Annotated in this window: 25 protein-coding genes; 17 read left to right on the plus strand and 8 right to left on the minus strand. The window is 27.1% G+C overall.

The features are described 5' to 3' along the window. Positions 1 to 86 precede the first annotated feature (86 nt). The 3 genes from IR152_RS01640 to IR152_RS01650 all read left to right on the plus strand — a co-directional run bounded on the left by IR152_RS01640 (position 87) and on the right by IR152_RS01650 (position 3,354). Positions 87 to 992 (plus strand): patatin-like phospholipase family protein, encoded by a 906-nt coding sequence (locus IR152_RS01640; RefSeq protein WP_227450093.1) that lies wholly within the window; start codon positions 87 to 89, stop codon positions 990 to 992. 123 nt (positions 993 to 1,115) lie between these two features. Continuing rightward, complete coding sequence (gene msrA, locus IR152_RS01645; RefSeq protein WP_227450094.1) at positions 1,116 to 2,069, plus strand: peptide-methionine (S)-S-oxide reductase MsrA; 954 nt, start codon at positions 1,116 to 1,118, stop codon at positions 2,067 to 2,069. Positions 2,070 to 2,223: 154 nt separating this feature from the next. After that, on the plus strand, positions 2,224 to 3,354 hold the full coding sequence (locus IR152_RS01650; RefSeq protein WP_227450095.1) for a helix-turn-helix domain-containing protein: 1,131 nt from the start codon (positions 2,224 to 2,226) through the stop codon (positions 3,352 to 3,354). 57 nt (positions 3,355 to 3,411) lie between these two features. Here IR152_RS01650 and IR152_RS01655 read toward each other — a convergent pair whose 3' ends face one another. Then, a complete protein-coding gene (locus tag IR152_RS01655; RefSeq protein WP_227450096.1) occupies positions 3,412 to 4,287 on the minus strand; it encodes an L-lactate dehydrogenase in 876 nt (291 codons plus the stop codon). Between the two features lie 644 nt (positions 4,288 to 4,931). On the opposite strand from IR152_RS01655, the gene IR152_RS01660 reads away from it, so the two are divergent. From IR152_RS01660 to IR152_RS01685, 6 genes are all read left to right on the plus strand, one after another. Continuing rightward, positions 4,932 to 6,131: an alanyl-tRNA editing protein gene (locus tag IR152_RS01660; protein ID WP_227450097.1), complete on the plus strand. Its 1,200-nt coding sequence runs from the start codon at positions 4,932 to 4,934 to the stop codon at positions 6,129 to 6,131. Positions 6,132 to 6,182: 51 nt separating this feature from the next. Beyond that, on the plus strand, positions 6,183 to 6,683 hold the full coding sequence (locus IR152_RS01665) for a GNAT family N-acetyltransferase (protein ID WP_227450098.1): 501 nt from the start codon (positions 6,183 to 6,185) through the stop codon (positions 6,681 to 6,683). 109 nt (positions 6,684 to 6,792) lie between these two features. Beyond that, positions 6,793 to 7,110: a hypothetical protein gene (locus IR152_RS01670; protein WP_227450099.1), complete on the plus strand. Its 318-nt coding sequence runs from the start codon at positions 6,793 to 6,795 to the stop codon at positions 7,108 to 7,110. 188 nt (positions 7,111 to 7,298) lie between these two features. Beyond that, positions 7,299 to 7,430 carry a hypothetical protein gene (locus IR152_RS01675; RefSeq protein WP_311315419.1) on the plus strand — a complete coding sequence of 44 codons (132 nt, stop codon included), beginning with the start codon at positions 7,299 to 7,301 and terminating at the stop codon, positions 7,428 to 7,430. Between the two features lie 97 nt (positions 7,431 to 7,527). Next, positions 7,528 to 8,316: a putative ABC transporter permease gene (locus tag IR152_RS01680; protein WP_227450100.1), complete on the plus strand. Its 789-nt coding sequence runs from the start codon at positions 7,528 to 7,530 to the stop codon at positions 8,314 to 8,316. A gap of 289 nt (positions 8,317 to 8,605) precedes the next feature. Next, positions 8,606 to 9,925 carry an aminotransferase class III-fold pyridoxal phosphate-dependent enzyme gene (locus IR152_RS01685; protein WP_227450101.1) on the plus strand — a complete coding sequence of 440 codons (1,320 nt, stop codon included), beginning with the start codon at positions 8,606 to 8,608 and terminating at the stop codon, positions 9,923 to 9,925. 74 nt (positions 9,926 to 9,999) lie between these two features. On the opposite strand, the gene IR152_RS01690 is transcribed toward IR152_RS01685, so the two are convergent. The 6 genes from IR152_RS01690 to IR152_RS01715 form a co-directional block, all read right to left on the minus strand. Beyond that, positions 10,000 to 10,434 (minus strand): hypothetical protein, encoded by a 435-nt coding sequence (locus tag IR152_RS01690; RefSeq protein ID WP_227450102.1) that lies wholly within the window; start codon positions 10,432 to 10,434, stop codon positions 10,000 to 10,002. Between the two features lie 90 nt (positions 10,435 to 10,524). After that, positions 10,525 to 11,901 (minus strand): [FeFe] hydrogenase H-cluster radical SAM maturase HydG, encoded by a 1,377-nt coding sequence (hydG, locus tag IR152_RS01695; protein ID WP_227450103.1) that lies wholly within the window; start codon positions 11,899 to 11,901, stop codon positions 10,525 to 10,527. After that, positions 11,902 to 12,987 (minus strand): [FeFe] hydrogenase H-cluster radical SAM maturase HydE, encoded by a 1,086-nt coding sequence (gene hydE, locus IR152_RS01700; RefSeq protein ID WP_227450104.1) that lies wholly within the window; start codon positions 12,985 to 12,987, stop codon positions 11,902 to 11,904. A gap of 36 nt (positions 12,988 to 13,023) precedes the next feature. Next, the gene (hydF, locus tag IR152_RS01705; protein WP_227450105.1) at positions 13,024 to 14,232 is read right to left on the minus strand and encodes a [FeFe] hydrogenase H-cluster maturation GTPase HydF; all 1,209 of its coding nucleotides are present in this window, start codon (positions 14,230 to 14,232) and stop codon (positions 13,024 to 13,026) included. Between the two features lie 14 nt (positions 14,233 to 14,246). Then, positions 14,247 to 14,498, minus strand: coding sequence for a TM1266 family iron-only hydrogenase system putative regulator (locus tag IR152_RS01710; RefSeq protein WP_227450106.1), 252 nt, complete (start codon positions 14,496 to 14,498; stop codon positions 14,247 to 14,249). Between the two features lie 380 nt (positions 14,499 to 14,878). After that, a complete protein-coding gene (locus tag IR152_RS01715; protein ID WP_227450107.1) occupies positions 14,879 to 15,919 on the minus strand; it encodes a M42 family metallopeptidase in 1,041 nt (346 codons plus the stop codon). A gap of 471 nt (positions 15,920 to 16,390) precedes the next feature. Here IR152_RS01715 and IR152_RS01720 point away from each other — a divergent pair, with 471 nt between their 5' ends. The 7 genes from IR152_RS01720 (at position 16,391) to IR152_RS01750 (ending at position 25,396) form a co-directional block, all read left to right on the plus strand. Continuing rightward, positions 16,391 to 17,551, plus strand: a complete 1,161-nt coding sequence (locus tag IR152_RS01720) for a DUF819 domain-containing protein (RefSeq protein ID WP_227450108.1) — start codon at positions 16,391 to 16,393, stop codon at positions 17,549 to 17,551. A gap of 342 nt (positions 17,552 to 17,893) precedes the next feature. Continuing rightward, positions 17,894 to 18,055 carry a hypothetical protein gene (locus IR152_RS01725; RefSeq protein WP_003424559.1) on the plus strand — a complete coding sequence of 54 codons (162 nt, stop codon included), beginning with the start codon at positions 17,894 to 17,896 and terminating at the stop codon, positions 18,053 to 18,055. Between the two features lie 191 nt (positions 18,056 to 18,246). Continuing rightward, positions 18,247 to 18,876, plus strand: coding sequence for an endonuclease/exonuclease/phosphatase family protein (locus IR152_RS01730; protein WP_227450109.1), 630 nt, complete (start codon positions 18,247 to 18,249; stop codon positions 18,874 to 18,876). Positions 18,877 to 19,111: 235 nt separating this feature from the next. Further along, positions 19,112 to 20,371, plus strand: coding sequence for a VanW family protein (locus IR152_RS01735; RefSeq protein WP_227450110.1), 1,260 nt, complete (start codon positions 19,112 to 19,114; stop codon positions 20,369 to 20,371). 279 nt (positions 20,372 to 20,650) lie between these two features. Next, complete coding sequence (locus IR152_RS01740) at positions 20,651 to 21,634, plus strand: protein kinase domain-containing protein (protein WP_227450234.1); 984 nt, start codon at positions 20,651 to 20,653, stop codon at positions 21,632 to 21,634. 241 nt (positions 21,635 to 21,875) lie between these two features. Beyond that, on the plus strand, positions 21,876 to 22,943 hold the full coding sequence (locus tag IR152_RS01745) for an RNA ligase RtcB family protein (RefSeq protein ID WP_227450111.1): 1,068 nt from the start codon (positions 21,876 to 21,878) through the stop codon (positions 22,941 to 22,943). Between the two features lie 536 nt (positions 22,944 to 23,479). Continuing rightward, positions 23,480 to 25,396 carry an endonuclease MutS2 gene (locus IR152_RS01750; protein WP_227450112.1) on the plus strand — a complete coding sequence of 639 codons (1,917 nt, stop codon included), beginning with the start codon at positions 23,480 to 23,482 and terminating at the stop codon, positions 25,394 to 25,396. Between the two features lie 65 nt (positions 25,397 to 25,461). Here IR152_RS01750 and ytaF read toward each other — a convergent pair whose 3' ends face one another. Then, complete coding sequence (gene ytaF, locus IR152_RS01755) at positions 25,462 to 26,085, minus strand: sporulation membrane protein YtaF (protein ID WP_227450113.1); 624 nt, start codon at positions 26,083 to 26,085, stop codon at positions 25,462 to 25,464. Positions 26,086 to 26,272: 187 nt separating this feature from the next. Between ytaF and IR152_RS01760 the strand changes: the two genes are divergently transcribed. Next, the gene (locus IR152_RS01760; RefSeq protein WP_227450114.1) at positions 26,273 to 26,917 is read left to right on the plus strand and encodes a helix-turn-helix domain-containing protein; all 645 of its coding nucleotides are present in this window, start codon (positions 26,273 to 26,275) and stop codon (positions 26,915 to 26,917) included. The last annotated feature ends 35 nt before the right edge of the window (positions 26,918 to 26,952 follow it).

A 26,952-nucleotide genomic window follows, 5' to 3' on the forward strand; every position in this document is an offset into this window, starting at 1 on the left:
AAAATATATATACTATTATACTATAGTGAAATTATTTTGACTAAAATTTAAAATGTATAAGGTGGTTTATGTGGGGGTATATATATATGAAAAATTCTAATTTTAATATATTGGCATTTGATGGTGGTGGATTAAAAGGAGCATTGAGTATATCCATACTTGAGAGGATAGTAAAAGAGTATCCAAACCTATTAAATAATATAAATATGTTTGGAGGTACATCTACAGGAAGTCTAATTGCATTAGGGCTTGCATATGGTGTAAGCCCTAAAGAGATAAAAGAATTTTATTCAATCGAAAATTCAAAGCATATTTTTAATAAAAGTTATAAAGAAATACTTAGACCAAAGTATGAAAACAAAAACTTAAAAGAAATTTTACTGAGTATATTTCCAGAGGAACTAGAATTAAAAGATTTAAATAAATTAGTAATGATACCAAGTTTTTATCTAGGAAATGAAGAAAGTTCATGGAAACCAGTATTTTATAACAATATGCCAAATTCTCTTACAAAGACTAGTAAAGTTGTAGATGTAGCGATGGCAAGTAGTGCTGCTCCAGTGTTTTTTCCAACATATAATTGCCATGTTGATGGAGGAATAATAGCAACTGACCCAAGTTTAGCGTGTATAATTCATGCTATTGACAGTGGACTTAAGCTTAAAAATACAAGACTTTTTTCGATAGGAACTGGATATGTATATAATAGCATAAAGGCAGATACTACTGAATGGGGAGCTATTGACTGGATAATTAATAAAGAACCCGATTTACCAATTATATCTATTACATTAGAAGGGAATTCTCAAATGAGTCAGTTGTTTTCTCAAAAACTTCTTGGAGATAATTACTATAGACTAAATCCTAAGATGGAAAAAGATGTAGCTATGGATGATTGTGACGCATTAGAATATTTGACATCTTTAGGAGAACATTGTGATATAAAAGATGCTTTTGGATGGATAAATAAAAAGGATTTTTATAGAAATTAGATTCAATTTGCTATTATATTTGTACACATTATTTAATTGATTAGGTAAAAATAATAAAATACAGATTATTAAATTACTTCTTAGGGAATAAATAAAGTATACTTTATTTAAGGAGTGATGAAAATGATAAAACTTGCTACTTTTGCAGGTGGATGTTTTTGGTGTATGGTAAAACCTTTTAATAAGTATGATGGAGTTATTAAGGTAATTTCTGGATATACAGGCGGTCATATTGAAAATCCTACATATCAAGATGTATGTTCGGGAACAACTGGTCATGTTGAAGCTATTCAAATAACTTATGATGATGATATAATAAGTTATGATGAGCTCCTGAATATATTTTGGAAACAGATTAATCCTACAGATGATGGTGGACAATTTGGTGACAGGGGAACTCAATATAAGACTGCCATATTCTATCATGATGAAGAACAAAAGAATATAGCTTTAAAGTCAAAAGAACATTTGGAAAATAGTAAAATATTTGATAGTAAAATAGTCACTGATATAATTCCAGCAACTAAATTCTATGAAGCAGAAGAAAATCATCAGGATTATTATAAAAAAAGACCATTAAACTATAATATGTATTATAAAGGGTCGGGTAGATATAATTTTGTAAAAAGTCACTGGGATGGAAACAATATAAACAGGGAAGAGTTAAAAAAGATTTTAACTCCTATACAATTTGAAGTCACTCAAAATGATATGACAGAGGTACCTTTTGAAAATGAATACTATGATAATGACAAAGAAGGAATTTATGTTGATATTGTAAGTGGAGAAGTTTTATTTTCTTCAAAAGATAAATTTGATGCTGGATGTGGGTGGCCAAGTTTTTCAAAGCCCGTTATAGATAAATCTATCATTGAGAGAAGTGATTTCTCACAAGGTATGTATAGAATTGAGGTAAGAAGTGCTAAAGGAAATTCTCATTTAGGTCATGTATTTGATGATGGACCAAAAGAACTTGGAGGATTAAGATATTGTATAAATTCTGCTTCTCTTAGATTTATACCTAAAGAAGATATGGAAGCGTTAGGATATGGAGAATATCTAAAACTTTTTAAGTAATTAGAACTATTTATTGTAAACTTAGCAAAGGGTGAAAATATAAGAAAATATTTTCACCTTTTGTTTTTTTGTCAATAATATGATAAATTATTAATTGTAATCTTATAATTTATATCAATAGATTAAGAATTTAATTTTGAAAGAGAGAAAATAAATGAATTTAAAAGAATTTAATGGAAAGAGATTAAAATCAGCTAGAATATTTAGAGCAAAGACGATAGAACAATTATCTAATGAAACTAAAATAAATAAAAAGGATTTAAAAGCTTTTGAAGAAAATAAGTATGTTCCAAATATGGAAAATACATTAAAATTATCTAATATATTAAATTTACCAAAAGAGTATTTTTATAGAAACGAAAATATAAATGTAGTTGTAGAGGATAGCCACTTTAATCCTCAATCTAAGCTACCTAGAGTAGAAGAAATTTCTTACAGGGAAAAAATAATTATAATCCATAAAATATATTCGTTTATGGAAAGTTATATTAAGTTTCCAAAAGAAAATTTGCCAAATAAAAAAATAATGTCAGATATTAATATAAATGATATAGAATCTCTTGCATGTAGGACTAGAGAATTTTGGGATTTAAATAATAGTCCAATAGTAAATATGGTAAATCTGTTAGAGTCTAAAGGAATTATAATATCAGGTATGAATGTAGACAGAAAAGGGGCAACAATTTTTACTCAAAAACAGAGAATTAATAAAGAAGTTAAATATCTAATATCTCTTGGTAATGATAAAAAGTCAGCATCAATTAGAAATTATAATTTGGCATATGAGCTTGGTTATATAATAGCAAGTGAATTAAGAATACCAAGTAAGCAATTTTCAGAAGATGAGTATGCTTGTGCATTTTTATTGCCAAAAGAAAGTTTTTTAGAAGATTTGATTCATCCAGAAGATTTGGACTACTATGTAGAACTAAAGAAAAAGTGGATTGTGCCTATATCTGCTATGATTTTTAGAGCGTATAATCTAGGCAAAATAAATTACAAAAAATACAATTATCTTTTGAATGAGATGGATAAAAAGGGATGGTTAAGAGAAGAACCACTAGATAAAATGAAGGGTTCAAGCCCAACGTATTTAAAAAGAGCAGTTGAATTATTGATAGAAAATAAAATAATGAGTGTAAATAGTATAGTATCAAGTTTAGAGGAATTTGGAATAAATCTTTATACAGAAGACTTAGAATTATTGATGGGATTAAAAAAAGGATTCTTATCTAAAAATATAAATAAAAAAAGTAAAGTTATAAAATTTGATGGTAAAAAATAGGTTGATATTTTGGTATTAAAGTTAAAAGCAGGTATAAATGATTTAAACTTAACTTGGTTAAAAGTTTTTTGTTATGAGCAATTTACCTGCTTTTAGTGCAAAAAATAATCTTCTTTCATTATATTGACCTTCCAATAATGTAGAAACTGGCAGAACTTTTTTCTCATTGTGTAGTATAGCTTTTACAATTTCTACTAAAGCAGTACCTATCCCAAATTCTGTACAATCTTTACCATTTATTATACTTATTCCTGTTTTTTTATTTTTTTCAACTATTGATTGTAAGTCTAAATTGCTATAAGTATTTGGATTATCCTTTATCATGTCCAAGATTGGCTTACCACCAATTGAAACATGAGACCAAGGAACCATTTGAGAATCTCCATGTTCACCCATAGAATAAGCTTGAATTGATTGTTGAGCTATTTTAGTTTCTTCAGATAAAAGTCTTCTAAGTCTTGTTGAATCTAGAGCTGTACCAGTTCCAATAACTTTATTTTTAGGAAAGCCAGATTTTTCCCAAATATAATTTGTAACTACATCAACAGGATTAGATATGACTACAAATATACCATCAAAACCAGAATCAACTATAGGTTTTATTATAGATTTTATCATTCCAATGGTTGGTCTTAGTAAGTCTAATCTAGTTGTGTTTTGTCTACGTAAAGGTCCTTCTGAAGAGTCTGCAACACTTATTATTACTATGTCAGAATCTTTACAATCGGCAAAAGTTCCTTTTTCTATATGTATTTTATGTGGCAGATATGAAACTGCATCAGCTAAATCTAAAGCTTGAGCTTTTGCCTTAGATTCATCTATATCAATCATAAAGAGTTCATCACAAACTCCTTGCGTTATTAAACTGAATCCACAATGAGAACCAACATGTCCTGAACCTACAATAGATATTTTTCTTGGCTTTATTGCCATTTTAAATCACTCCCCTTAAAATAACGATACATTTATAAGAATATTATATATTATAAAAAGATAGCGTATAAACTCTATAAATTTATATAAATACTTTATGTTTTTATAATTTTCTTATAAAGTTTTATAAAATATTAGTTACTGTTTTTTATGTGTTTTAATATTCTATTATTTCAGAAAATTTATTTAATATGATTTTATACTAAAATTTTTAAAAAAGCAATGTTAATATACATTATACTAATGAATATTAAGGGAATAAACACATACTAAAAATTATTAATAAGTATTATTTTATTGATATTTAGAAAATTTAATATTATAAAAGTAATGTATATTTCAAAATTATTAATAATAGACGAGATTAGTAAAACAGATTAAATTTAGTTTGCAAGTTTAATCTGTTTCAATACATTTTTTATGTTGTAAGAAAACGTATAAGTATGTACATTTGTAAAATATCGAAATAATATACGATTATAAATTTGTTAACATTAATATCTATATGTTAAAATATAGTATAAGATTGTTAGTGAAGAATAGGATGAGTTCTATTTTAGTTCACTTAAATTAAAGTTAGATTAAGATTTATATATTAAAAAATTAAAGTAGTTTAGAACTAAGGAAATGGAGATAGAGTTATAATGGAAAAGTTATACTATACAGACCAGTATATAAAAGATTTTACAGCAGAAATAGTTGAAATAAGAGAAGTAGAAAATAAGTTTCATGTTTTATTAGATAAGACAGCGTTTTTCCCTGGTGGAGGAGGTCAGTTTGCAGACTTAGGAAAAATAGACAACTATGATGTAATAAGTGTATATGAAGAGGGAAAAAAAGTATACCATGTATTAGATAAAAAACCAATAAAGATACATAGGGTAAAATGTAGTATTGATTGGGATAGAAGAGAAGATGGTATGCATCAACACTTTGGACAACATGTATTATCAGGATGTTTTTTTAAGACTTTCAATGCAAATACAACAGGTTTTCATCTAGGAAGTGAGTATAGTACAGTAGATATAGAAGGAAATTTAGATGAGGATAAAATTAGAGAGATAGAGTTGCTTTCTAATGAAATTATTCGTCAGAATATACAAGTAGAGACATTACTTCCAACGAAAAAAGAATTGAAAAAGATTTGGTTAAGACGTGATTTGCCAAATACTGATGAAGAAATAAGAGTAGTAAAAATAGGGGATTTAGACACGAATGCATGTTGTGGAGTACACCCAAAATCAACTGGTGAATTGAGAATGATAAAAATAAAGAAATGGGAAAAACATAAATCGAGTACAAGGATAGAATTTTTGGCAGGTAAAAGGGCAGTGGATGAAGTATTAAAAAGGGATGTATATTTAACTAAAATATGCAGATATTTGAGTTGTAGTGAAGAAGATGCTATAAATGGTATCGTAAATCTAAATAGTAAAGTAGAAGAGGCTCTAAGTAAAAAAAGGAGACTTGAAGAAGTAGTAGCTACATATCAGGTTAAAGAAATGATTGAAAATGCAAATAAGATTGGTAATATCGCAGTTATTAAAAAAATTTATGAAGATGAAGATTTGAAATATGTAAATAAGATAGCAAATAAAATTACAGAAGATGAAGATAATATTGCATTATTAGCTGTTAAATTTGAAGATAAAATAAATTTAGTTTTTGCATGTTCTAAAAATTTAAAAGATATTAATATGGGAGTTTTATTAAAGGATGCAATAAGTCTTATAGATGGTAAAGGTGGAGGAAGTAAGGTATTAGCTCAAGGTGGCGGAAAGAATAATGGAAATTTAGAAGCTACACTTGACTATGCATTTATGAAGATAGAAAAAACTCTATAAATATATTGTATAAAAAACATCAATAGATAAAATAGATATGGGGGAATAAATATGGAACAACAAAAGGATTACATAGAGCTATATGAAAATGAAGAATTAATAGAGATAAGAGAAGCTCGTATGGATGATTTGGATGTAATAGCAAAATTTAATTATAATTTAGCTAGAGAAACTGAAGGAAAAGAGCTTGATATGAATATACTGACTAAAGGTGTAAAAGCATTATTGTTAGATGAGAGAAAAGGAAAATATTATGTATATACAGTATTTGATAAAGTTGTTGCCCAGATTATGTATACATATGAGTGGAGCGACTGGAGAAATGGAAATTTCCTTTGGATTCAGAGTGTATATGTAGAGAAGGAATATAGAAGAAAAGGTATCTTTAATTATTTATTTAATTATATAAAGAATATATGCGATAAAGATGAAAACATTGTTGGAATGAGATTATATGTAGAAAAAGAAAATATAAATGCAAAATCAACATATGAGTTTTTAAATATGTATGAATGTGATTATAATATGTATGAATATGAGGTAATACGTTAATAATATAAATTTATAATATTATTGTATTGATGTTATAAAATATTGAGTATATTGATAATCATGTGAAATAAATTGGATATTATAATTAGAATTTTTAGGGGGTATAAAAATGGACGTTTTAAAAGGAATGTTTTATGTATTTTTATTTTTAGATTTAGTATCAATATTCTCTTTCTTTTTTAACAAAGGAAAAATAGCATCTAATAAAATTGTGTTTAATGCAATAGGGGTACTTACATTTGTACTTTGTTTTATGCTTTTTAGCTATTATCCTAATAATAATCTTATTGGCAAATTTATTGCATTTCTATTTTTTATATTTGGAATCGCAGGAGTTATGTTGAAAGAGAAAAATTTTTTATATGCTAGGCTTCTTTTAACTTTAGTTATTGTTTTTTCTACACTAAGATTGTTCATTATTCAATAAATTGTATTTGTATGAAGCTTTGTTAAAGTCTGCACATTTAAGTGTAGACTTTTTTGTATTTTTACTTAAAAGTTAAGGAATATTTATTCCCATGGGAATTTTTTCCCTAGAGTATTTAAAAATTTTAATAAAAAACTATAGTTATAGCAATTATACTTGTTAGTGTAGGATTTGAATCAATACAATATATTCTTGCTCTTGGAAGTAGTAATATAGACGATATTATTTTAAACTTATTAGGTGACATAATTGGAATTACTATTTACATAAATATGAATAAATTATTTCCTAATGATATTAAAAAAATTAGGCAGAAATAAAAGAATAACAAATATAAAAAACGAAAAAACTATTTCTATAATTATTTTTACATTATGCATAAAATAAGATAACTTAGTGAAGGAGTAGAGATAAATTATGGAAATAATAAAGTATATCTTATACTTTTTTATATATTCTTTTTTAGGATGGGCAGTAGAAAGTATAGGATGTTCCATAGCAAGTAAAAGAATAATCAATAGAGGGTTTTTAAATGGTCCAATATGCCCTGTTTATGGTTTTGGAGCAGTGATTGTGATATCACTATTGGGAAGATTTAATAACATAATTATAGTATTTCTATTAGGCATGATTTTAACCACAATACTAGAGTATTTTACAGGATTTATTTTAGAAACCTTATTTCATGCAAAATGGTGGGATTATTCTGACAGAAAATTCAATATAAAGGGTAGAGTATGTTTAAAAAATGCAATATACTTTGGTATAATGTCTGTTTTAATAATAAAGTTCATACATCCATTTATAAAGTATTTTGTAGGTATGATTCCATATAGAATATTAATTTCAATGGCTATGATTACAACACTTTGGACTATACTTGATTTAATTGTTACTATTATGACACTTAAAAAGTTAGATATAAAGTTAAACTTACTAGACGATATAATTTCAGACCTTAATGATATAAATGTAAAGTTGGATAAATTTGATAGAGAAGAGATACAAGCTTTATTTAAAACAATAAATAATAATGAATTAGAAGCTAGAGAAAAAATAAATACAATAAACAGTAAATTAGACCGTATAAAGTCCAATGTTATTTTACAAAAAAGAGTTATAAAAGCTTTTCCATATATAAAACATAAAAAACAACAAGAGCAATTAGAGTATTTTAAAACGATTATTAACGAGAATAAAAGATAATTATAAAATTTAATAAAAAAATAGAATAATGGTATTTATAAGATAATTTTCAATGGACTCTATAAAAACAGAATAGAGTCCTTATTTTTTTGAAAAATAATGTTTATTTGATGAAAGTAAAATATATTGTTTCTGAATAACAAATATTTTGAAAATTATAAAAACATATATTGACAATTTGTGCCGAAGATAATAACATTAATTATATAAAGAATTTTATATGAGAATATCTTTATAAATCGCAATAATTTTAAAACATAAATTTATTTAAAGAGGGGATGATTTGCCAATGAGCGAAATAACTAGTCAAATGATAAGTATAGAAGAAAAAAAGTATGTTGCTAAAACTCAAAAAATACCTTACTACCCAGTAGCATTTAAATCAGGTGATGGTGCTATGTTATATGATTATGAAGGTAATGAATATGTAGATTTTTTATCAAGTGCAGGTTCTGCGAATGTAGGTCATGGTAATAAGGAAATCTCGCAGGCAGTTAAAGAACAAATGGATGATATCACACAATATACACTTGCATATTTCCATAGTGATCCTCCTGTAAAGTTAGCTGAGAAGCTTGTGGAAATAGCCCCTGGAGATAATGATAAAAAAGTACTATACAGTGCAACCGGTTCTGCTTGTATAGATGCTGCTATAAAACTAGCAAGAGGGTATACTGGAAGAACAAAAATAATATCTATGTGTGAATCTTATCATGGAAGTACTTATGGTGCTATATCTATATCTGCATTAAGTACAAATATGAGAAGAAAAATGGGTCCATTGTTATCAGAGGTTTATCACTTCCATTACCCTGATAAAAATAGAACAGCTAAAGAATGTTTAGATGAGATAGAATATGCTTTTGAATACTATCTACCAGCAGAAGAAGTAGCTGCAGTATTTATAGAACCAATAGCAGGAGATGCAGGAATAATAGTGCCTCCAATAGAGTGGGTACAGGGATTAAGTAGAATATGTAAAGAGAATGGAATATTGCTTATAAGTGATGAAATACAACAAGGTATGGGAAGAACAGGTAAGTGGTTTGGTATAGAAAATTTTGGAGTTGAGGCAGACCTTATAGTTCTTGGAAAATCTGTTGGAGGTGGATTACCTTTAGGAGCAGTTGTTGGAAGAACTGAGATAATGCAAAGTCTTGATGCACCAGCACATCTATTTACTTTAGCTGGAAATACAACAGTATGTGTAGCTGCCTTAAAATCTATAGAGATAATTGAAAAAGAAAACTTACTTCAAAAGAGTATAGAAATGGGAAATTATATTAAAGCGGGATTTGAAAAGTTAAAAGAGAAATACGATATAATTGGAGAAATAAGAGGTCTGGGATTATCTATAGGAGTTGACATAGTTAAAGGCAAAGGTTCTAACGAAAAAAATCCAGATGCTACAACTAAGATATGCTATAGATGTATACAAACTGGTTTAATAATGATATTCTTAGGGCAATCTACTTTAAGAGTACAACCTCCTTTGGTAATAACTAAAGAACAAGTAGATAAAGCAATGAGCATCATAGATTCTGCAATAGATGATTATTTAAATGGTAGAATTGGTGATGAAGTATATGAAGTAACTCAAGGTTGGTAAAATAAATATTAAATAAAAATAAGAGTTATCTCAGTTTTAGAAAGTAATTTCTGAAATGAGATAACTCTTTTAAGTTACCCACAAGTAAGAAGATTATTTGATTCATTAAAGGTCATGTTTCGGGTGTCATTCTTGTGAGTATCAGAAACAGTATTACGAGAATAGTTACCTTTGTTCGTATTATCTGTTAATTTAGTTATAATTAATATTGCCAAAAGAATAAAAATTACTGTGTATAAAGCAATAACATATGGTTTTCTTTTATACTTGTATTTGTTGTTAAAAAAAGAATTCCCATAACTATTTTTATTTACTTTATATTTTTTGATGTTTGTATTCTTTTTCTTGTTACTTTTCTTTTTACCATCCTTTTTTCTATTTTTAGGGTAAGGAATGACTTTATGTGTATTATCAAGTTTGGTGTTTTTATTTTTTTGAATATTGTTTTCCAGGATAGCTTTCTTTTCTCCAAATTGAATAGTTTTATTGGTATTGTTGTTATCTTTCAATGTTAATCTCCCTCCCTTAAACTTTCCCTTTAGATAATATTACTACTAACCCATGGAATATACAATAAATAATATATAAGTAATAAAATTTTATAGGTATAAATCTCTCTCTCCACGTTCTAAGGCAGTCATATTGTTAGATACTATGTTTCTTATATCTTCTCTTTCTATCTTAGCTATTTCCTCTGAGATAAGTTTTTTGCCCATAGTTTTAAGTTCTTCATCTCCATAGTCAATCAGAAATTCATTTAATGTAGTAAGAGCATTTGGTGTACAGACATTATGGATTTGTCGACTTTTAGCTAAGCTCATAAATCTATCGCCAGTTCTACCCTTGCGATAACAAGCTGTACAATAGCTAGGTATATATCCATCAGTAATTAATTCTTTAAGCACTTCTACAGGGCTTCTATGGTCTCCAACTTCAAATTGTTCTGTATTGTCACCATCTTCGTATGCTTTATATCCTCCAACACCTGTTAGAGAACCTGCACTAATTTGTGATACACCGTATTTTAACAATTCATTTCTCATTTCAGCAGTTTCTCTAGTGGACATTATGATTCCAGTAAAAGGAACAGCTAATCTAGTTATAGCTACTATTTTTTTGAACATATCATCAGAAACTAAGTGAGGAAAATCTTCTAAGCTCATGCCCTCAGCTTTTTTTAATCTAGGGAAAGATATAGTATGGAAACCTACACCAAATTTTTCCTCTAAGTGCTCGTTGTGCATCATAAGCCCTAGAACTTCAAATTTAGGGTCAGATAAACCAAATAAAACTCCTGCACCAACATCATCAACACCAGCTTCCATAGCTCTGTCAAAAGCTGTTAAATGGTAATAGTAGTCATTTTTTATAGATTGACCATGCATTTTTATAAATGTTGGCTTATGATAAGTTTCTTGGAATAATATATAAGTTCCTATTCCTTTTTCTTTTAGTAACTTATACTCATCTACACTTGTAGCCGCTATGTTAACGTTTACCCTTCTTATATTTCCATTTTCGTTATACGTTGAATAAATTGCATCTAAGCAATCTAGGATATAATTTATATCACAATTCTTAGGGTCTTCACCAGCTTCTAGAGCAAGTCTTTTATGACCCATTTTTTCTAATATTTTAACCTCTTCTTTTATTTCGTCCATAGTAAGTTTTTTTCTTTTAAATTTGTTGCATTTACTGAAACCACAGTAAACACATTCATTCACACAGTAGTTTGATACATAAAGAGGGGCAAATAAAACCACTCTATTACCATATATTTCATTTTTTATTTGCCCAGCTATACTAAATAATCTATCTAATTGTTTTTTATCTTCTACTTCAAGAAGTATAGCTATATCTTTATAACTAAGTTTTTCCCTTTTATCAGCCTTATCAAGTACATTTTCAATATCATCATAAGTTGAATTTTTTGCATCCTTTAATAAAGAATTAATAAGTTCATGGTTTATGAACATTTACAAACGCCTCCATTCAATATTATCACCGCGAGAATAGTCGACCTTAAGTCCTAATGACTTGATGTTTTCTTCTAAACTTTGGTGATATTCACAAGCTTCTTGACCAGTAAAGGCTTTGTTATCGTAAAGAGAATATTGTTTTCTAAATTCTTGAGGAGAAAGGTTTGGCATAATTACATTACAGCCAGCTAAAAGACCTGCATTTCTACCACTAGGGTTTATAGATGCAAGAGCTGTTGTAGCAGGTAATAAAACTTTTGGCAGTAGAAGTCTTGTAATTGAAAGCATAAGTAATGTCTTTTCTAAATCTCCATGTTTATAATCCTTAAATATTGTATCATGGTGTGGAATAAAAGGTCCTATTCCAACCATATGAGGATTTAATTCTTTTAGGTATAATAAGTCACGAACAAGGTCATCATTGCTCTGAAATGGTGAATCGACCATAAATCCAGCACCTACTTGATAACCAATTTCCTTAAGGTGTTTTAGGCATTCTTTTCTAGTACTAAGCTTAATGTTTGGCGGATGTAATTTTTTATAATGACTGTCTGTAGCAGTTTCATGTCTTAAAAGATATCTATCAGCACCACATGAAAAGTATTTTTTATACGAGTCATAACTCTTTTCTCCTAGTGATAGGGTTATGGCACAATCCTCATATTTATTTTTTATGCTTGAAATAATTTCACATATTTTATCATCAGTAAAATATGTATCTTCACCACCTTGCAAAACAAATGTTCTGTATCCTATTTTATAACCTATATCACAACATTCAAGTATTTCATCAAGTGAAAGCCTGTATCTTATGATATTTTTATTGGAAGATTGTATTCCACAATAGTAGCAATTGTTTTTACAATAGTTTGTAAGTTCTATAAGTCCTCTCAAGTAGACTCTATTTCCATAATGTTTATTTCTCATGTCGCTAGCTTGTTTATAAAGATAGTTTCTTAAATTTTGTTCAAAGTTATATTCTTCATTGTCGATATTTTCTATTAAATATAGTAGTTCATCAAAACTTAATGAATTAATGCTGTAAAGTTTATCTATAAAGTATTTAATCTTATTCTTAGTCATATTCCAAATATGTAATTATTAAATATAGTTAAATTTTTAGTAATTGAAAAGTTCAAGCGATCTTTCCAAAATACCTTTTACATATGCTATTAAGATACCATAGTTTACAATAGGTACATTGAAAGATTTTGCCTTTTCAATTCTAGATAACATTCCAGCTCTATTCATCATACAAGCTCCACAGTGAACTACAAGGGCATATTTATTTATATCTTCAGTGAATGATATTCCAGAACTAAATTCAAAACTAATATTTTTACCAGTTTTCTTTCTAATCATATTAGGTATTTTTACTGTTCCAATATCATCAGTCTGTCTGTGATGAGTACATCCTTCGGCCATCAAGACTTTATCACCATCTTTTAAATTTTCTAAAGCGTAAGCACCATTAATCAATTCTTTAAGGTCTCCCTTTTGTCTAGCAAATAATATAGAAAAAGATGTAAGAGGAATATCTTTTGGAGTATCTTTATCTACTTGTGGAAATACTTGAGAGTCAGTAATAACAAGCTTAGGTTTTTTGCCTAAATTAGATAGAGTTTCTTTTAAACTATCTTCTTTTGTAACTATAGAAATTGCCCCATTATCCAAAACATCTCTTATAACTTGCTGTTGAGGAAGTATAAGTCTACCTTTTGGAGCTGCTTTATCTATTGGAACAACTAAAACAACTAAATCATTTGGCTCAATTAAATCTGATACCAATCTGAATTCAGTGCTATCTTTAGGTAAAACTCTTATTATTTCATTTTTTAAATCTTCAATCCCAATTTTATCTGTTGATGAGACAGAAACAACTGGACATTTAACTTTATTTTTAGCTAAGTTCAAAATTTCTGATTGATTCTCAATTGTATCAATCTTGTTAAGAATTAAAATATGAGGTATATTCTTATCATTAAACTTTTCAATTAGTGATAAATCTTCTTTTGATATACCAATTTGGCAATCCACTACTAGTAAAGCTATATCTGTCTTTTCTAAAACATCGAGTGATTTACTTATTCTAAGTTCACCAAGTTCACCAATGTCATCAATACCGGCAGTATCTATAAGAACGCAAGGTCCTATAGGAAGGATTTCCATTGGTCTAAATACTGGGTCTGTAGTAGTTCCAGCAATATCTGAGACTATTGCAGCACTTTGATTTGTTATAGCGTTTATTATGCTAGATTTACCTGCATTTCTTTTGCCAAAGAGACCTATATGTACTCTTATTGATTGTGGAGTAGAATTTAGACTCATTTGTACTCACCACCTTAAATTTCTTTTTTTGATATACTAGTTTTTACAGATACATGAGGTATATTTCCCAATTTACCAGTCAAACTATTAATAGTGTCCATTTCGCCAACAACTGCTATGCATACGATTGATACGCCTTCTTCTTCACAAGGAATTCCCATTCTTCCTTTAATAATACCTTTAAAACCTGATACAACATCATTGAATTTAATCTGACATTCTTTTGGTTCTTCCAAAATAGCACTTATAACTGCAACCTTTTTCATAAATATCCTCCTAACTCAGAAAATATGTCTTAAACAAATCCAAAATCAAAAAACTTTTCTTTGTAAAGAAAAGTTTCTACAAAAGAAAAGTCATTAATTACACAAGTATAATGTGCTATATTAAACTATTTCCTTACAGATTAGATAACTCTTTTCTGGTAGGTTTAGCTTGTAAAAATTTAATTTAACAACAATTAACTAAAGAAAATTTTTACACAATTTATATAAATTATAATAAAAATTAACTAAAGAAAATTGAAGCTACTTATATAATAGTAGTAAATTGAAATTAAGTCTATATAAAAACCAATTTTTGTATAAAAATAAAAATTAAAGTTGGTTATTTGTTAAGAATTGACTTTGATAAAATATATAATTAATTATTCTTTAAGCATATAATTTATAAGTAGTTTTAGTGTATTCTCAATAGCTTCTATATGTGTTCTTTCATAGTGGTGACTATTGTTTGTTCCAGGACCAACACATGCTATTTGAACATCTTCTCCCCAACGAATAGCTTCTGAAGCATCTGAACCGTAGAAAGTAAATACATCGACAGCGTAGTCTAAATTATTGTCTTGTGCAACATCGACAAGTTTGTTTCTTAAATTAAAATCATATAATGATAAATTATCTTTTGCAACTATAGTTACACCATGTTCACTAGATGTTTGACTTGGTCCAGTAGGTGCTATATCTATTGCTACAAATTCTTTTGTTTTTTCAGGTAAACATTTAGACACACCATGTCCAATTTCTTCATAATTACTTATATAAAAGTTAGTAGTATGCTTAGGTGTTAAATTATTTTCCTTAAAATATCTACATATTTCAAGAACCATTGCCACAGCTGATTTATTATCTATATATCTAGATTTTATAAAACCAGATTCTGTAGCTTCAAAGCGATGGTCTAGACACACAAAATCCCCAACATTTATTCCTAAATCTAATACATCTTGCTTTGTAAATACTTTTTCATCAAGTCTAATAATCATTGTTTCTTCATTTCTTTCAGTTGCAGCTTTTGTTTGACCATATATATGAGTAGAAGCATATTTAAATACAACACTTCCTCTAATTTTTTTACCTTTTCTAGTTATAACAGTGCAGTTTTCTCCTTCTATAGCATTCCAACATCCACCACCAACTTTATGATACTTAAGAGTACCATCAGATGATATTTCTTTTACCATAGCTCCAAGTGTATCCATATGTGCAGATATTGTTATTTGATTTAAATCATCTTCACCAGGAAGAGTAGCTATAAGCGCACCTTTTTTTGTAAGAATAGTATCAAGACCTAAATCCTCAAAATCTTTTTTACTTTCTAAAACTGCATTTTCAGTATACCCAGCTGGGCTTGGAATATCCAAATATTTTTTCATTAAATTTATAGTATTAGTTAAATTTAAATTCATATTATTTCCTCCTAAATAAATATATTCATACAAATTATAACATAAATACGAATGTTCTGAAGACTAAAATTGAAAGAAAAAAATCTAAATGTATTTAAAAAAAAAGTATATAAAATAAATTTAATTTACATCATGTAGATTTAAAGTGAAAATAGTTTGATTTAATAATTAATAGGAATAAATACAAAACAAAATAGATAAATAATAAAATATTTAGTTTAATTATCTTTACAAATAAAAATTTTAGTAATAAAATAATTGTTGAAAAAGATTTTAAATTCAGATTATTCATATCTAAAGTAATTAATTTGTAGACCTTTATTAATATATGTAAATATTTAGTCATATATGTATTTAATTAGTATGATTTGGGTAAAAATATTTATTTTAATTGTCTATTATCTGAAAAAAGTCTTTATTTAGGAATCATAAAAAATCAAATTAATTAGGAAAAGAGAGGATGTGTATAATGTGATTGAGAATGGATTTGTATATTGCAGTTTCTTAGTTGTATTTGTAGGTATAATTTTCTTTATGGTTGATAAATTGAAATGGAAGATATTTGATGTTATTAATCCAATGCTTTTAATATACTTAGGATCAGCTATACTTGCATCATTTGGTTTATTTGCACAGAATGAAGATGTTGGAACGTATCAAAATATAATAACAGTAAATTTCCTTCCATTAATGTTGGTGTTCTTATTAATTCAATGTGATTTAAGAAAAATATTAAAGATGGGGCCTAAAATGTTATTATCATTTTTCTGTGCTACATTTACATTTATGCTTGGATTTGTTATAGCATTCATAATTTTTAAAGGCTCAATGGGTGCAGATTCATGGAAAATTCTTGGAGCAGCATCTGGTTCATGGATAGGTGGCTCATCAAATATGATTGCAGCAGCTAATGCTCTAGGAGTTGCAGAAGAAGGTCTTAGTTATGCGATACTTATGGGTTCTATAGGATATACAGTATGGATGTCTATTTGTCTAATGTCTGTAAAGTTTGGAGCTAGATTTAACAAATGGACAAAGTGTGATACAAGTTTTATAGATGAGGTTACATCAAAACTTGAAAAAGAAAATAGTGACAATACATCACCTACATTTGTAGAACTTATGATTTTACTTTCTGTTGGGTTTGGAGTTGCAGCTTTCGCACAAATTGTATCTAAGATACTTCCAACTTCAGGTATACTTAATGAAACTATGTGGGTAGTACTTGTTGCATCTACAGTGTCAATATTATTAGGTATGACAAAAGTATCAAAGCTTAAGGGAAGTACACTGGTAGGAAATGTGTTTATGTATGTACTTCTTGCAGCTACAGGTAGTAAAGCAAATTTCTTTGGATTATCAGAAGCACCTGTTTACATAATGTTTGGATTAGTAGTAGTTTTTGTACATGCGATTTCATTTATAGGGCTTGCAAAACTATTTAAACTTGATTTATTTACCTGTGAGGTAGGAAGTATAGCTAATATAGGTGGGGTAACAACAGCTCCTATGATTGCTGGGGTTCATAATCCTGTATTAATACCAGTAGGTGTACTTATGGGGCTTTTAGGAAATATTATAGGTACTTATTGTGCTCTTATGGTAACTCAAATACTACATATGTTAGCTTAATAAAAATATGGTATAAAATTAATAATTTAAGTAAGAAAAGTCATTTTAATTTAAGCATAAGCTTTTATTGAAATGGCTTTTTTTGTTTGACAAGATAATTTATTTCAAGAAGATATTTTGACATATTCAGTGTATAATATTGTAAAATTTACTAAAAACGAGATATATTTAATTTTTGTATTGAATCGAACGTCTGTATGCTGTATAATAAATATACAGAACGAATGTTTGCAGAACGGGTGTTTTTTGAATTTATTTTAATAATTTATGAATATATATCAGAATGCATAAATATATTTAAATATAAAGATTAAAAAGAATTTAAAGGAGTGTTGATAACTTATGATAATTCCATCAAGAAGAATACAAGATATAACATTAACAAATTTAAAAAATGGTGAAGTAACTTTAATTGAATTGGATGAAATATACAAGAAGATGGGATTTTTATTTGTTGTTAGTGAAGGCAAATTGAAAAAGATAAAAAAGGAGAATCATCATTAGAAATGGATGAAATAATAAATATTATAATAATTTATAAAACCTAACTTATGTAGAATATAAATACTTAAGTTAGGTTTTTTTGTGATAAAGTTTATAAGTATTTGATTTTATAAGATAAGTAATGGTTTAAGTGAAAAGTAAATAAGTTTAAACTTTAATAAGTATTATATTGCATAAGAGGTGATATTATTATGAAAATAGTAACCTACAATATTCATAAAGGTATGGATTCAAATAATAGATTAACTCTAACTAAAATGGGACTATATTTAAAACAGTTGGATTGTGATGTAATTTGTTTGCAAGAAGTATTATATCCTCAATTTTTAGCTTTAAAAGCTATTTTAAATATGGATGGTGTCTTTGCTACAAATGTAAAAAAAGTAAATATGATATATGGTATTTGTACATTTACAAAATTTAAGATGCTAAACAGTAATCATTTTTTCTTAACTAGTAAAAAAGAGCAACGGGGAGCACTTTGTATAACTATAAATGCATATGGAAGAATTATAAATATAATAAATACTCACTTGGGTCTTGATAGACAGGAGAGAGCAAAACAATTGGACGAAATAATGGACTATAGAAACAGATTAGTGGGGACAGTTGTTTTGTGTGGTGATTTCAATGAGAAAAATGTCTTTTTAAGTATGTTTAATGATATGGCCATTTCACTAAACAAGTCTTATTTACCCACATTTGAAAAATCAAACTCTAGAATAGATTACATTTTTGTCAATAAAAATACTGAAATAAAAGGATATACAGTAGAAAAAATTTACTTGTCTGACCATTATCCTGTGATAGGTTACATTTAAATTTCAACATAAATAAAATTAATTATTATAAAATCAACAATTTTTTTATTAAGGAATAATGAGAAATATAATAAAAAATATCAAAAATAAAACTAATTATAAAACATAAATTTACAATAAAGTTACATTTGATTAAATTCCTTGTTTAAAAAAAGCTATTCAAATATAATCTAAAGTAGTTTTGAAATGGAAACTCTATCATGCAAAATTAAGAGTGTTAAAATGAGGTGAAGTTATGGGCAGAAGTGCAACAAGGGTTTCAAGATTAGGAAAAGAAAAAAAGAGAAATATTATAATAGTATTAGCAATTTTAGTTGTAGCTACAGGAGGATTTACTTATTTTTTTAATAACAGATTTCTGTATAATGGGAAAATCGCTAAAAATGTGTATATAGAAGGAGTAAATGTATCTGATATGACTAAACAAGAAGCATTAAAGGCTATAACAGATAAGTATACTCCAGAAGATTTAAATCTTAGCTATGATGGGAAAAAATATACGATATCTCCAAAAGATATTGATTTAAGATATAATACAGAAGAAGTTGTGAAAAATGCATATGAGACTACAAAAAAAGGGTCTTACTTTCAAAACTTAAAAAAATATATTGATATAAGAATAAATAAACTAGCTCTAAAAATAGAATCCAGTTATGATGAGGCAAAGCTTAGTTCTAAAGTATCTTCTATAGCAGACAGTATTAATGTCAAAATGAAAAATGCATCTATTAGTGTTGGAAGTGGAGGATTGAATTACACAGACTCTGTCGTAGGAAGAGAGTTTGATTTAGCAGCAAATAAAGAATCTATATATGATATGATAAAAAATAAAGAGCATAAATCTTTAGAACTTAAAGTAAATCTTCAAAAACCAGATATAACAACTGAACAAGTAAAAGCTGTGAATTCTGTTATAGGTCAATACTCAACTACTTATTCTCAGGCCGTAGAAGGTAGGTCGTATAATGTAGGTCTATCAGCAAGAAAAACTAGTGATGTATTATTAATGCCAGGTGAAGAATTTTCATATAATAAACTTACAGGACCTAGTAATAAAGCAAATGGTTATAAAGATGCACCAGTTATAGTTTATGGTAAGCTAGAACAAGCAGCAGGAGGAGGTGTTTGCCAAACATCTTCAACAATTTATAATGCTGCTCTTCTTTCAGGGATGGAGATAACTCAAGTTACAAACCATTCATCCGCATCTACTTATGTACCTAGAGGAAGAGATGCCACTGTGAGCGATGGGGGATTAAACTTAAAGTTTAAAAATCCATATAATCATCCTGTATATATTAAAAATTATGCAGGTGGAGGAAGTGTATCATCAGTAATCTATGGTAATTCTGGTGACAAACCGAATATATCTATAGAAGTAAAACAAACTGGGCAAAATAAGTATTCTACATATCGAATATTTAAAGATTCAAGTGGAAAGGTCATAAAAAAAGAACATATATCAAATAGTTCTTATAAAGAACTGAAAAAATAAATAATTTTTTTAAAGTGATATTTATAATATCAAAACGAGGCTGTATCAAAATAGAGATAAGCCTCTTTTTCATTGTTGAAATGATAAAAATATATTTGATTTAATACAAAAAAGAGTGCTTAATGAACTAAAAAGTTCATTTTGAGATACCCTCATTTTTTTGTATAAAATTATCATTATTATTTCTTGTTTTAATATTACAATCATTAATATATAGAAAATATTCCTATATATTGGTATAATTGTAAATAGATTTAGTTATATAAAATGTATGAGGAGGTGACATGGTTGAATTTTATAGGCAATAGATATGAGGTAGTAAATTCTGATGACGTTTTAGAAATTAACAAAATCTATAAGGCTAGAGATGTTTTTTACAAAAAAAATGTGCTAATAAAAGTCATAAAGCACAATGATTATATCTGTGAGGATTTTGTTTCAAATTTAATTGATGAAAGTACTACTTTAGATGAGATAAACTCTCCTTATATACTAAAAATAATAGATGTTGGAATTCATTGTACAGAAGAAGCAACATTGTATTATGTTGTAAGTGAAGACTTTAATGGTATCGGATTAGATGAATTAATTTTAGGTAATTATCTTCATTTAGAAGCAATCGTAAATATAATGATACAAGTTTTAAAAGCTTTAGAAATGATACATAGGAATTATTCATATCATGGTAGTTTAAAATCAAGTAGTATAATAGTAGATACAGAATATAATATCAAAATTTGTGATTTTGGAATTACAAAAGCAAATAATGGGATTAATACAAGAAGCTATGGGAACAGAAAATATTTATGTCCACATCAACTATGTATAAATTATACCGATAAAGAGAGTGATTTTTTTGCGACAGGTCTTATTCTATTTGAATCTATATTTAAAAAATTACCTTTTGGAGAATCAAATTCAGAAGAAAAAATGTTACAATCTATTGATAAGGGATTAGATTGGAATAGTATAAAAGCAATTAATGGAAATACAGAACTTATAAATGTTATAAAAAGGCTTCTTGGAAGAAATAATAAGTATACTAGAGCCAATGATATTATTATTGATTTAAGTAAAGTAATGTATGAAAAAGCATATATAGAAGTTGAAGATGAGAAAGAGGAAGAACAGAAACAAGACAAAGTTATACAGGTTAAAAAAGAATATAAAAGTAAAATGAGAAAAAAATTACATAAAAAACTTGTTGTTGCCGGTCTAGCTATAGTCATGATTTCAATGATTATTATTAGTTCCATAATATAAAAATTGTATATTAAGTATTTTAAAATTAATTTCAATGATATACATAGAAATTTTGGTGTAATCTTAAATTATGAGAGGAAGTGGTTATTATGTTAGCAAAAAATAATGAGGTGTTAAACGTTTAGGAGCATTTTAACAAATAGCCACCTGCTTTTACAGTTTAGAATAAAAAAGCTGTGGCTAAAGGTCACAGCTTTTTGCTACTTTTTAAAGGCAGGAGCATACTAAAAAGGAGCAAAACATGAGTAAAATAACAATTATAGCAAGTAATAAATGTTGGATTGAAGATATAGCAAGGAAACAACTTGAAGATATTTCAAAGTTAAATGGAATTTTAAGAGTAGTAGGATTACCTGACTTACATGCAGGTAAAATACCTGTGGGTTTAGCAGTTGAAACTAGAAATATTATTTATCCACATATAATTGGAAATGATATAGGCTGTGGAATGACTTTATTTAAAACTGGAGTTTTAAAAAAGAAATTTAAAAAAGATAGATGGATTAAGTCTCTTGGCAAGATTAAAGACTTGTCTGATGTAGAAATAACAAATATATATAAAGAAGAATGCCCAATCTTAAACCTAGGAACTATAGGAAGTGGAAATCATTTTGTAGAAATCCAATGTATAAGTGAAGTTTATAATAAAGAAAAATTTGAACAGTTAAAATTTTCATCTGATGATGTTATGATGTTAGTTCACTGTGGGTCAAGAAATTATGGAGAAACTATTCTAAAAAAATTTTATGATAAAAATGGGCTTGAAGTTGAAAGTGATAAAGCAGTAGATTATATTAAAAGTCATGATAATGCTTTAATCTGGGCAGAGCGTAATCGTGAAGCTATCAGTAAAAAAATTATGCAATCAATAGGTATATCTGGAGATATTGAAAAAATATTATCTATAAATCATAATTTTATAGAAAAAAGAGAAGACAAATTTATACATAGAAAAGGTGCTGTTTCAAGCGAAAGAGGAGCTGTGATTATACCAGGTTCAAGAGGCAGTCTATCATATATAGTTATGCCTACTGAAAATACAGAGATATCTTTATATTCTCTATCACATGGAGCAGGCAGAAAATGGTCTCGTTCAATTTGTAAATCTCGTCTTAAAAATAAGTATAATAAAGATACTATAAAGCAAACTAAATTTAAAAGTCAGATTCTATGTAATGATGTAAATTTATTATTTCAAGAAGCTCCAGAGGCGTATAAAAATATAGAGCAAATTATTGAAAGTTTGATAGAATATGAACTTATTCAAGTAGTGGCAACCATGAAGCCATTGATTACTTATAAAGGATAATTTTTAAAGTTAAAAAAGATTAAAATTATATTATAAATAGCTAATTTTTTGGAACATTTAAAAGTGTTTTATTATTATTAGCTATTTTTTTATTTTGTAGAGATGATAATTTATAGAGCTAAACTATTTGATATATAATGATTACAAAGTTAGACTCTATTGGAAACTGCATATACATGAATTGATGACAATATAAGTGATTCTAAAATATAAATGAAAGTATAAACTTATTTTCGCTATACAAATTTTCACTGTACAAAAACATTAATGATATTATTTTTATTGACACAAATATATAATTTATGGAATAATATTAGAAGCACTGGTATAAGTGTTTAAATAAGAATAGAAAAGGAGAAGTGTTTTATGAAAAAAAATACTAACATTAATGAGTCCGGAGTTAAACTTCTTAATAAATAAGGAGTTTGATATTTAATAACTCCTTATTTATTAAGTTGTTCGCAAAATAACTATTATCAAAGTAAATGATATGGTGATTTAAAAGACAATGACTTATAAATAAAGGAGAAAAAATGATGAATAGTAATACATTTGAAAGATTACAACTAAATGAAGTTAAAGAATTAATAAAAATACATTGTGTAAGTTCGCTAGGAAAAAATTTAATAGATAAATTAACTCCTAGTGGGAATATTGGAGTAGTAAGAAGGAAGTTAGCAGAAAATAAAGAAGCTAGAAAGATAATTGAAAATAGTAATCACATACCACTTGAAGGATTGTTTAATGCAGGTTCTACAATAGATAAAATTGAAAAAGGAATGATAATAGAACCTATTGAACTTGTAAATATTGAAGATTTTTTAAGAGGTTGTAGGAAGATGAAAGCTTTTATGTTAGAAAAAGAATTTTATTCACCTACATTAAGTTCTTATGCTTTAAACATAACAGAATGTAAAAATATAGAAGATGAGATAAATTACTGTATAAAATCTAATAAAGTTGATTCTAATGCCAGTAAAGAATTAAAAAAAGTAAGACGAAATATAGAAATTACAGAAGGAAAGATAAAAGATAGATTAAATAAATTTATAACATCAACTGTAAATAAAAAGTATATACAAGAGTTTATAATAAGTAAAAGAAATGATAGATATGTAATACCAATTAAATCTTCTTATAAAAATGAAGTTGATGGTACTATATTAGATACATCATCAAAAGGAAATACTGTATTTATTGAACCTATTAGTATTTCAAATTTAAGTACAGAGTTAACTATGTTAAAAGCTGATGAAACTATTGAAGAATACAAAATATTATCTTATTTAACAGAACTTATATTTGAGAAGATAAGTCAGATAAAATTAAATATAGAAATACTTTCTGAATACGATATGGTATTTGCAAAAGCCAAGTATAGTCAAAAAATAAAAGGAATTACTCCGAAAATAAATAATAATGGCTATATAAAAATAATTAAAGGTAAACATCCACTTCTAACAGGAGATGTAGTACCTTTAGATTTTGAAATAGGCAAAAACTATAGAAGTCTTATAATAACAGGTCCTAATGCAGGAGGAAAAACTATAACCCTCAAGACTGTTGGACTATTAACTTTAATGGTTCAATGTGGATTTGATATTTCTGCAAAAGAAGGCAGTGAATTTAGTGTATTTGAAAAAGTTTTTGTAGATATAGGGGATAATCAAAGTATTGAAAATGCCTTGAGTACTTTTTCATCACACATAAAAAATATCGCAGAGATTATGAATTTATCAAATAATTCCACTCTTGTTCTGTTTGATGAAATAGGAAGTGGAACTGAACCTAATGAAGGAGCTGGATTAGCAATATCATTGTTAGAAGAATTTTATAAAATGGGATGTATAACGATAGCATCAACTCATTATGGAGAGATAAAAAAGTTTGCTACATTGCATCCAGAGTTTGAAAATGCTGGTATGATGTTTGATAAAGAAACTTTAGAACCCATGTATAAGTTAACTATAGGAAAATCTGAAGATAGTAATGCCCTTTTTATTTCTAAAAAAATGGGAATAAAAAATAGAGTTTTAGAGAGGGCTAAAGAATATATAATTGATAGAAGCTACAATTTAGATTTAGTTAAAAGAAGTAAGTTACAATCTAATGTTGAAGATAAAGATAGTTCTGAAGTCATTTTAAACTATACAGATTATAATGTAGGGGATAAAGTAAAATTATTAGATGAAGATGATTTTGGAGTTGTATATAAGCCAATAGACAAGTTTAATAATGTAGAAGTATTATTTAAAGATAATTTTATTTCAGTAAACATAAAAAGATTACAACTTAGCATAAAAGCATCAGAATTATATCCAGAAGGATATGATTTGGATACATTGTTTACTAGTTTTGAAGATAGAAAATTAGAAAAAGATATTCAGAGAGGTTCGAAGAAAGCTCTTAAAAAGATTCAGAAAGAAATTAGAGAGAATAGAAAACAAATATAAAAAGCATAAAAGGAAGCAATCTAAAGAGAAAATTTTATCTTTAGATTGCTTCTTTATTAACATAATTAACATATCTTCATAAATCCAATCACTAACAAGATTAAACCACTTAACCAAGACAAATTTAAATTTACATTTTTAACAAACATATTTCCTAGTAAACAACCAAATAATACTGCAATTACGTTTGATATTAAAGAAAATAGAATAACTTGCATATAATTTACACCTACAAGACCACTACCAAAACCGATAGCTAATCCATCTAAACTTAAAGCAATTGCAAGTGTAAATGCTTCAGCAGATTTAAGTACTTTAGATTTACTTGTATCCAAGGTATCAGGTTCAATACTTACATTAAAATTTAATTTGAGGTCTAACATATTAAAGTTATAATCTTTTGAGTGTATAGATTTTTTCTTAAAATAAGATTTAAAAAAGCTTTCAATTAGTCTAGTACTTCCTAATAAAAATAAGATAAAGAAACATATTAACATTGTTATATTTTGAGGTAAGAAGTCTCTAACTATTGTACCTGCAAAAAGTGATACTGCCAAAATAGCTGAACAAACTACACTAATAATTATATTTGAATATAAAGGAACTTTAACTTTATTTACGCCATATCCAAAGCTTGTTACAAAGGCATCTATACAAAGAGAAGTAACTAATAAAATTGATTCAATCACAGTAGATTAACATCCTTTCTCTTAAATTTTGTACTCATACTAGTTATAGTATTGTAAAAATGGATAAATTGTTACAGATAATCCAATAGATTGTTGATAAAATTTCAACATCATACAACACCTAAATAACAAAAAAATCATATTATATAATAATATAAAACCAATCATAATAAAGTAGGTGAAAATAATGGAGCAACAAAACAAGGTTGGGAATTTCGGTGATTTGTTGAAGATTTTATTAGAAGAAAAAGAATTATCAATGGGGGAGTTGAGTAAAAAAAGTGGAATTGATAAATCTACTATATCTCGTATAGCTAATAATAAACAAAAACCAAATATAAATCATTTAGAAAAGATGGCAATACATTTGAATATTAATCTAGAAGAATTATTAAAAGCTTCAGGATATGAATTTAGAAATAATAATAATCAAACATTTAATACGGATAGTGATTTTAGTAATTTTGATGATGTTCTTGGATTTGCAAACTTAATCAATGATAAGAATTTTAATGGAAATATTGAAAAAGAGTTAAGTAAGTGTAAATTATATGTCCAAACAGATGAAGGTAAAAAATTACTTTTTGATAATTTTAATAAAAAAATAGATTCTATTGAAAAACAAGGTCAATTTACAGATAGATTAAGAGAAATGTATACTGACTTTTGTACAGAGGGACTTACAATAAAGAAATATTTATTGATTGGAAGTATGCTACTTTACTTTGTTATATCGACAGATGTGATTCCAGATTTTGTATTTCCAATAGGGTTTATGGATGATTTAGTAGCGTTAAATATAGTTACAAAATTACTTAAAAATGATAAGTAGTTTTAGAATCATATTTAATATGTAAAGAAATGAAA

Source organism: Clostridioides sp. ES-S-0108-01 (assembly GCF_020662285.1).
GTDB lineage: Bacteria > Bacillota > Clostridia > Peptostreptococcales > Peptostreptococcaceae > Clostridioides.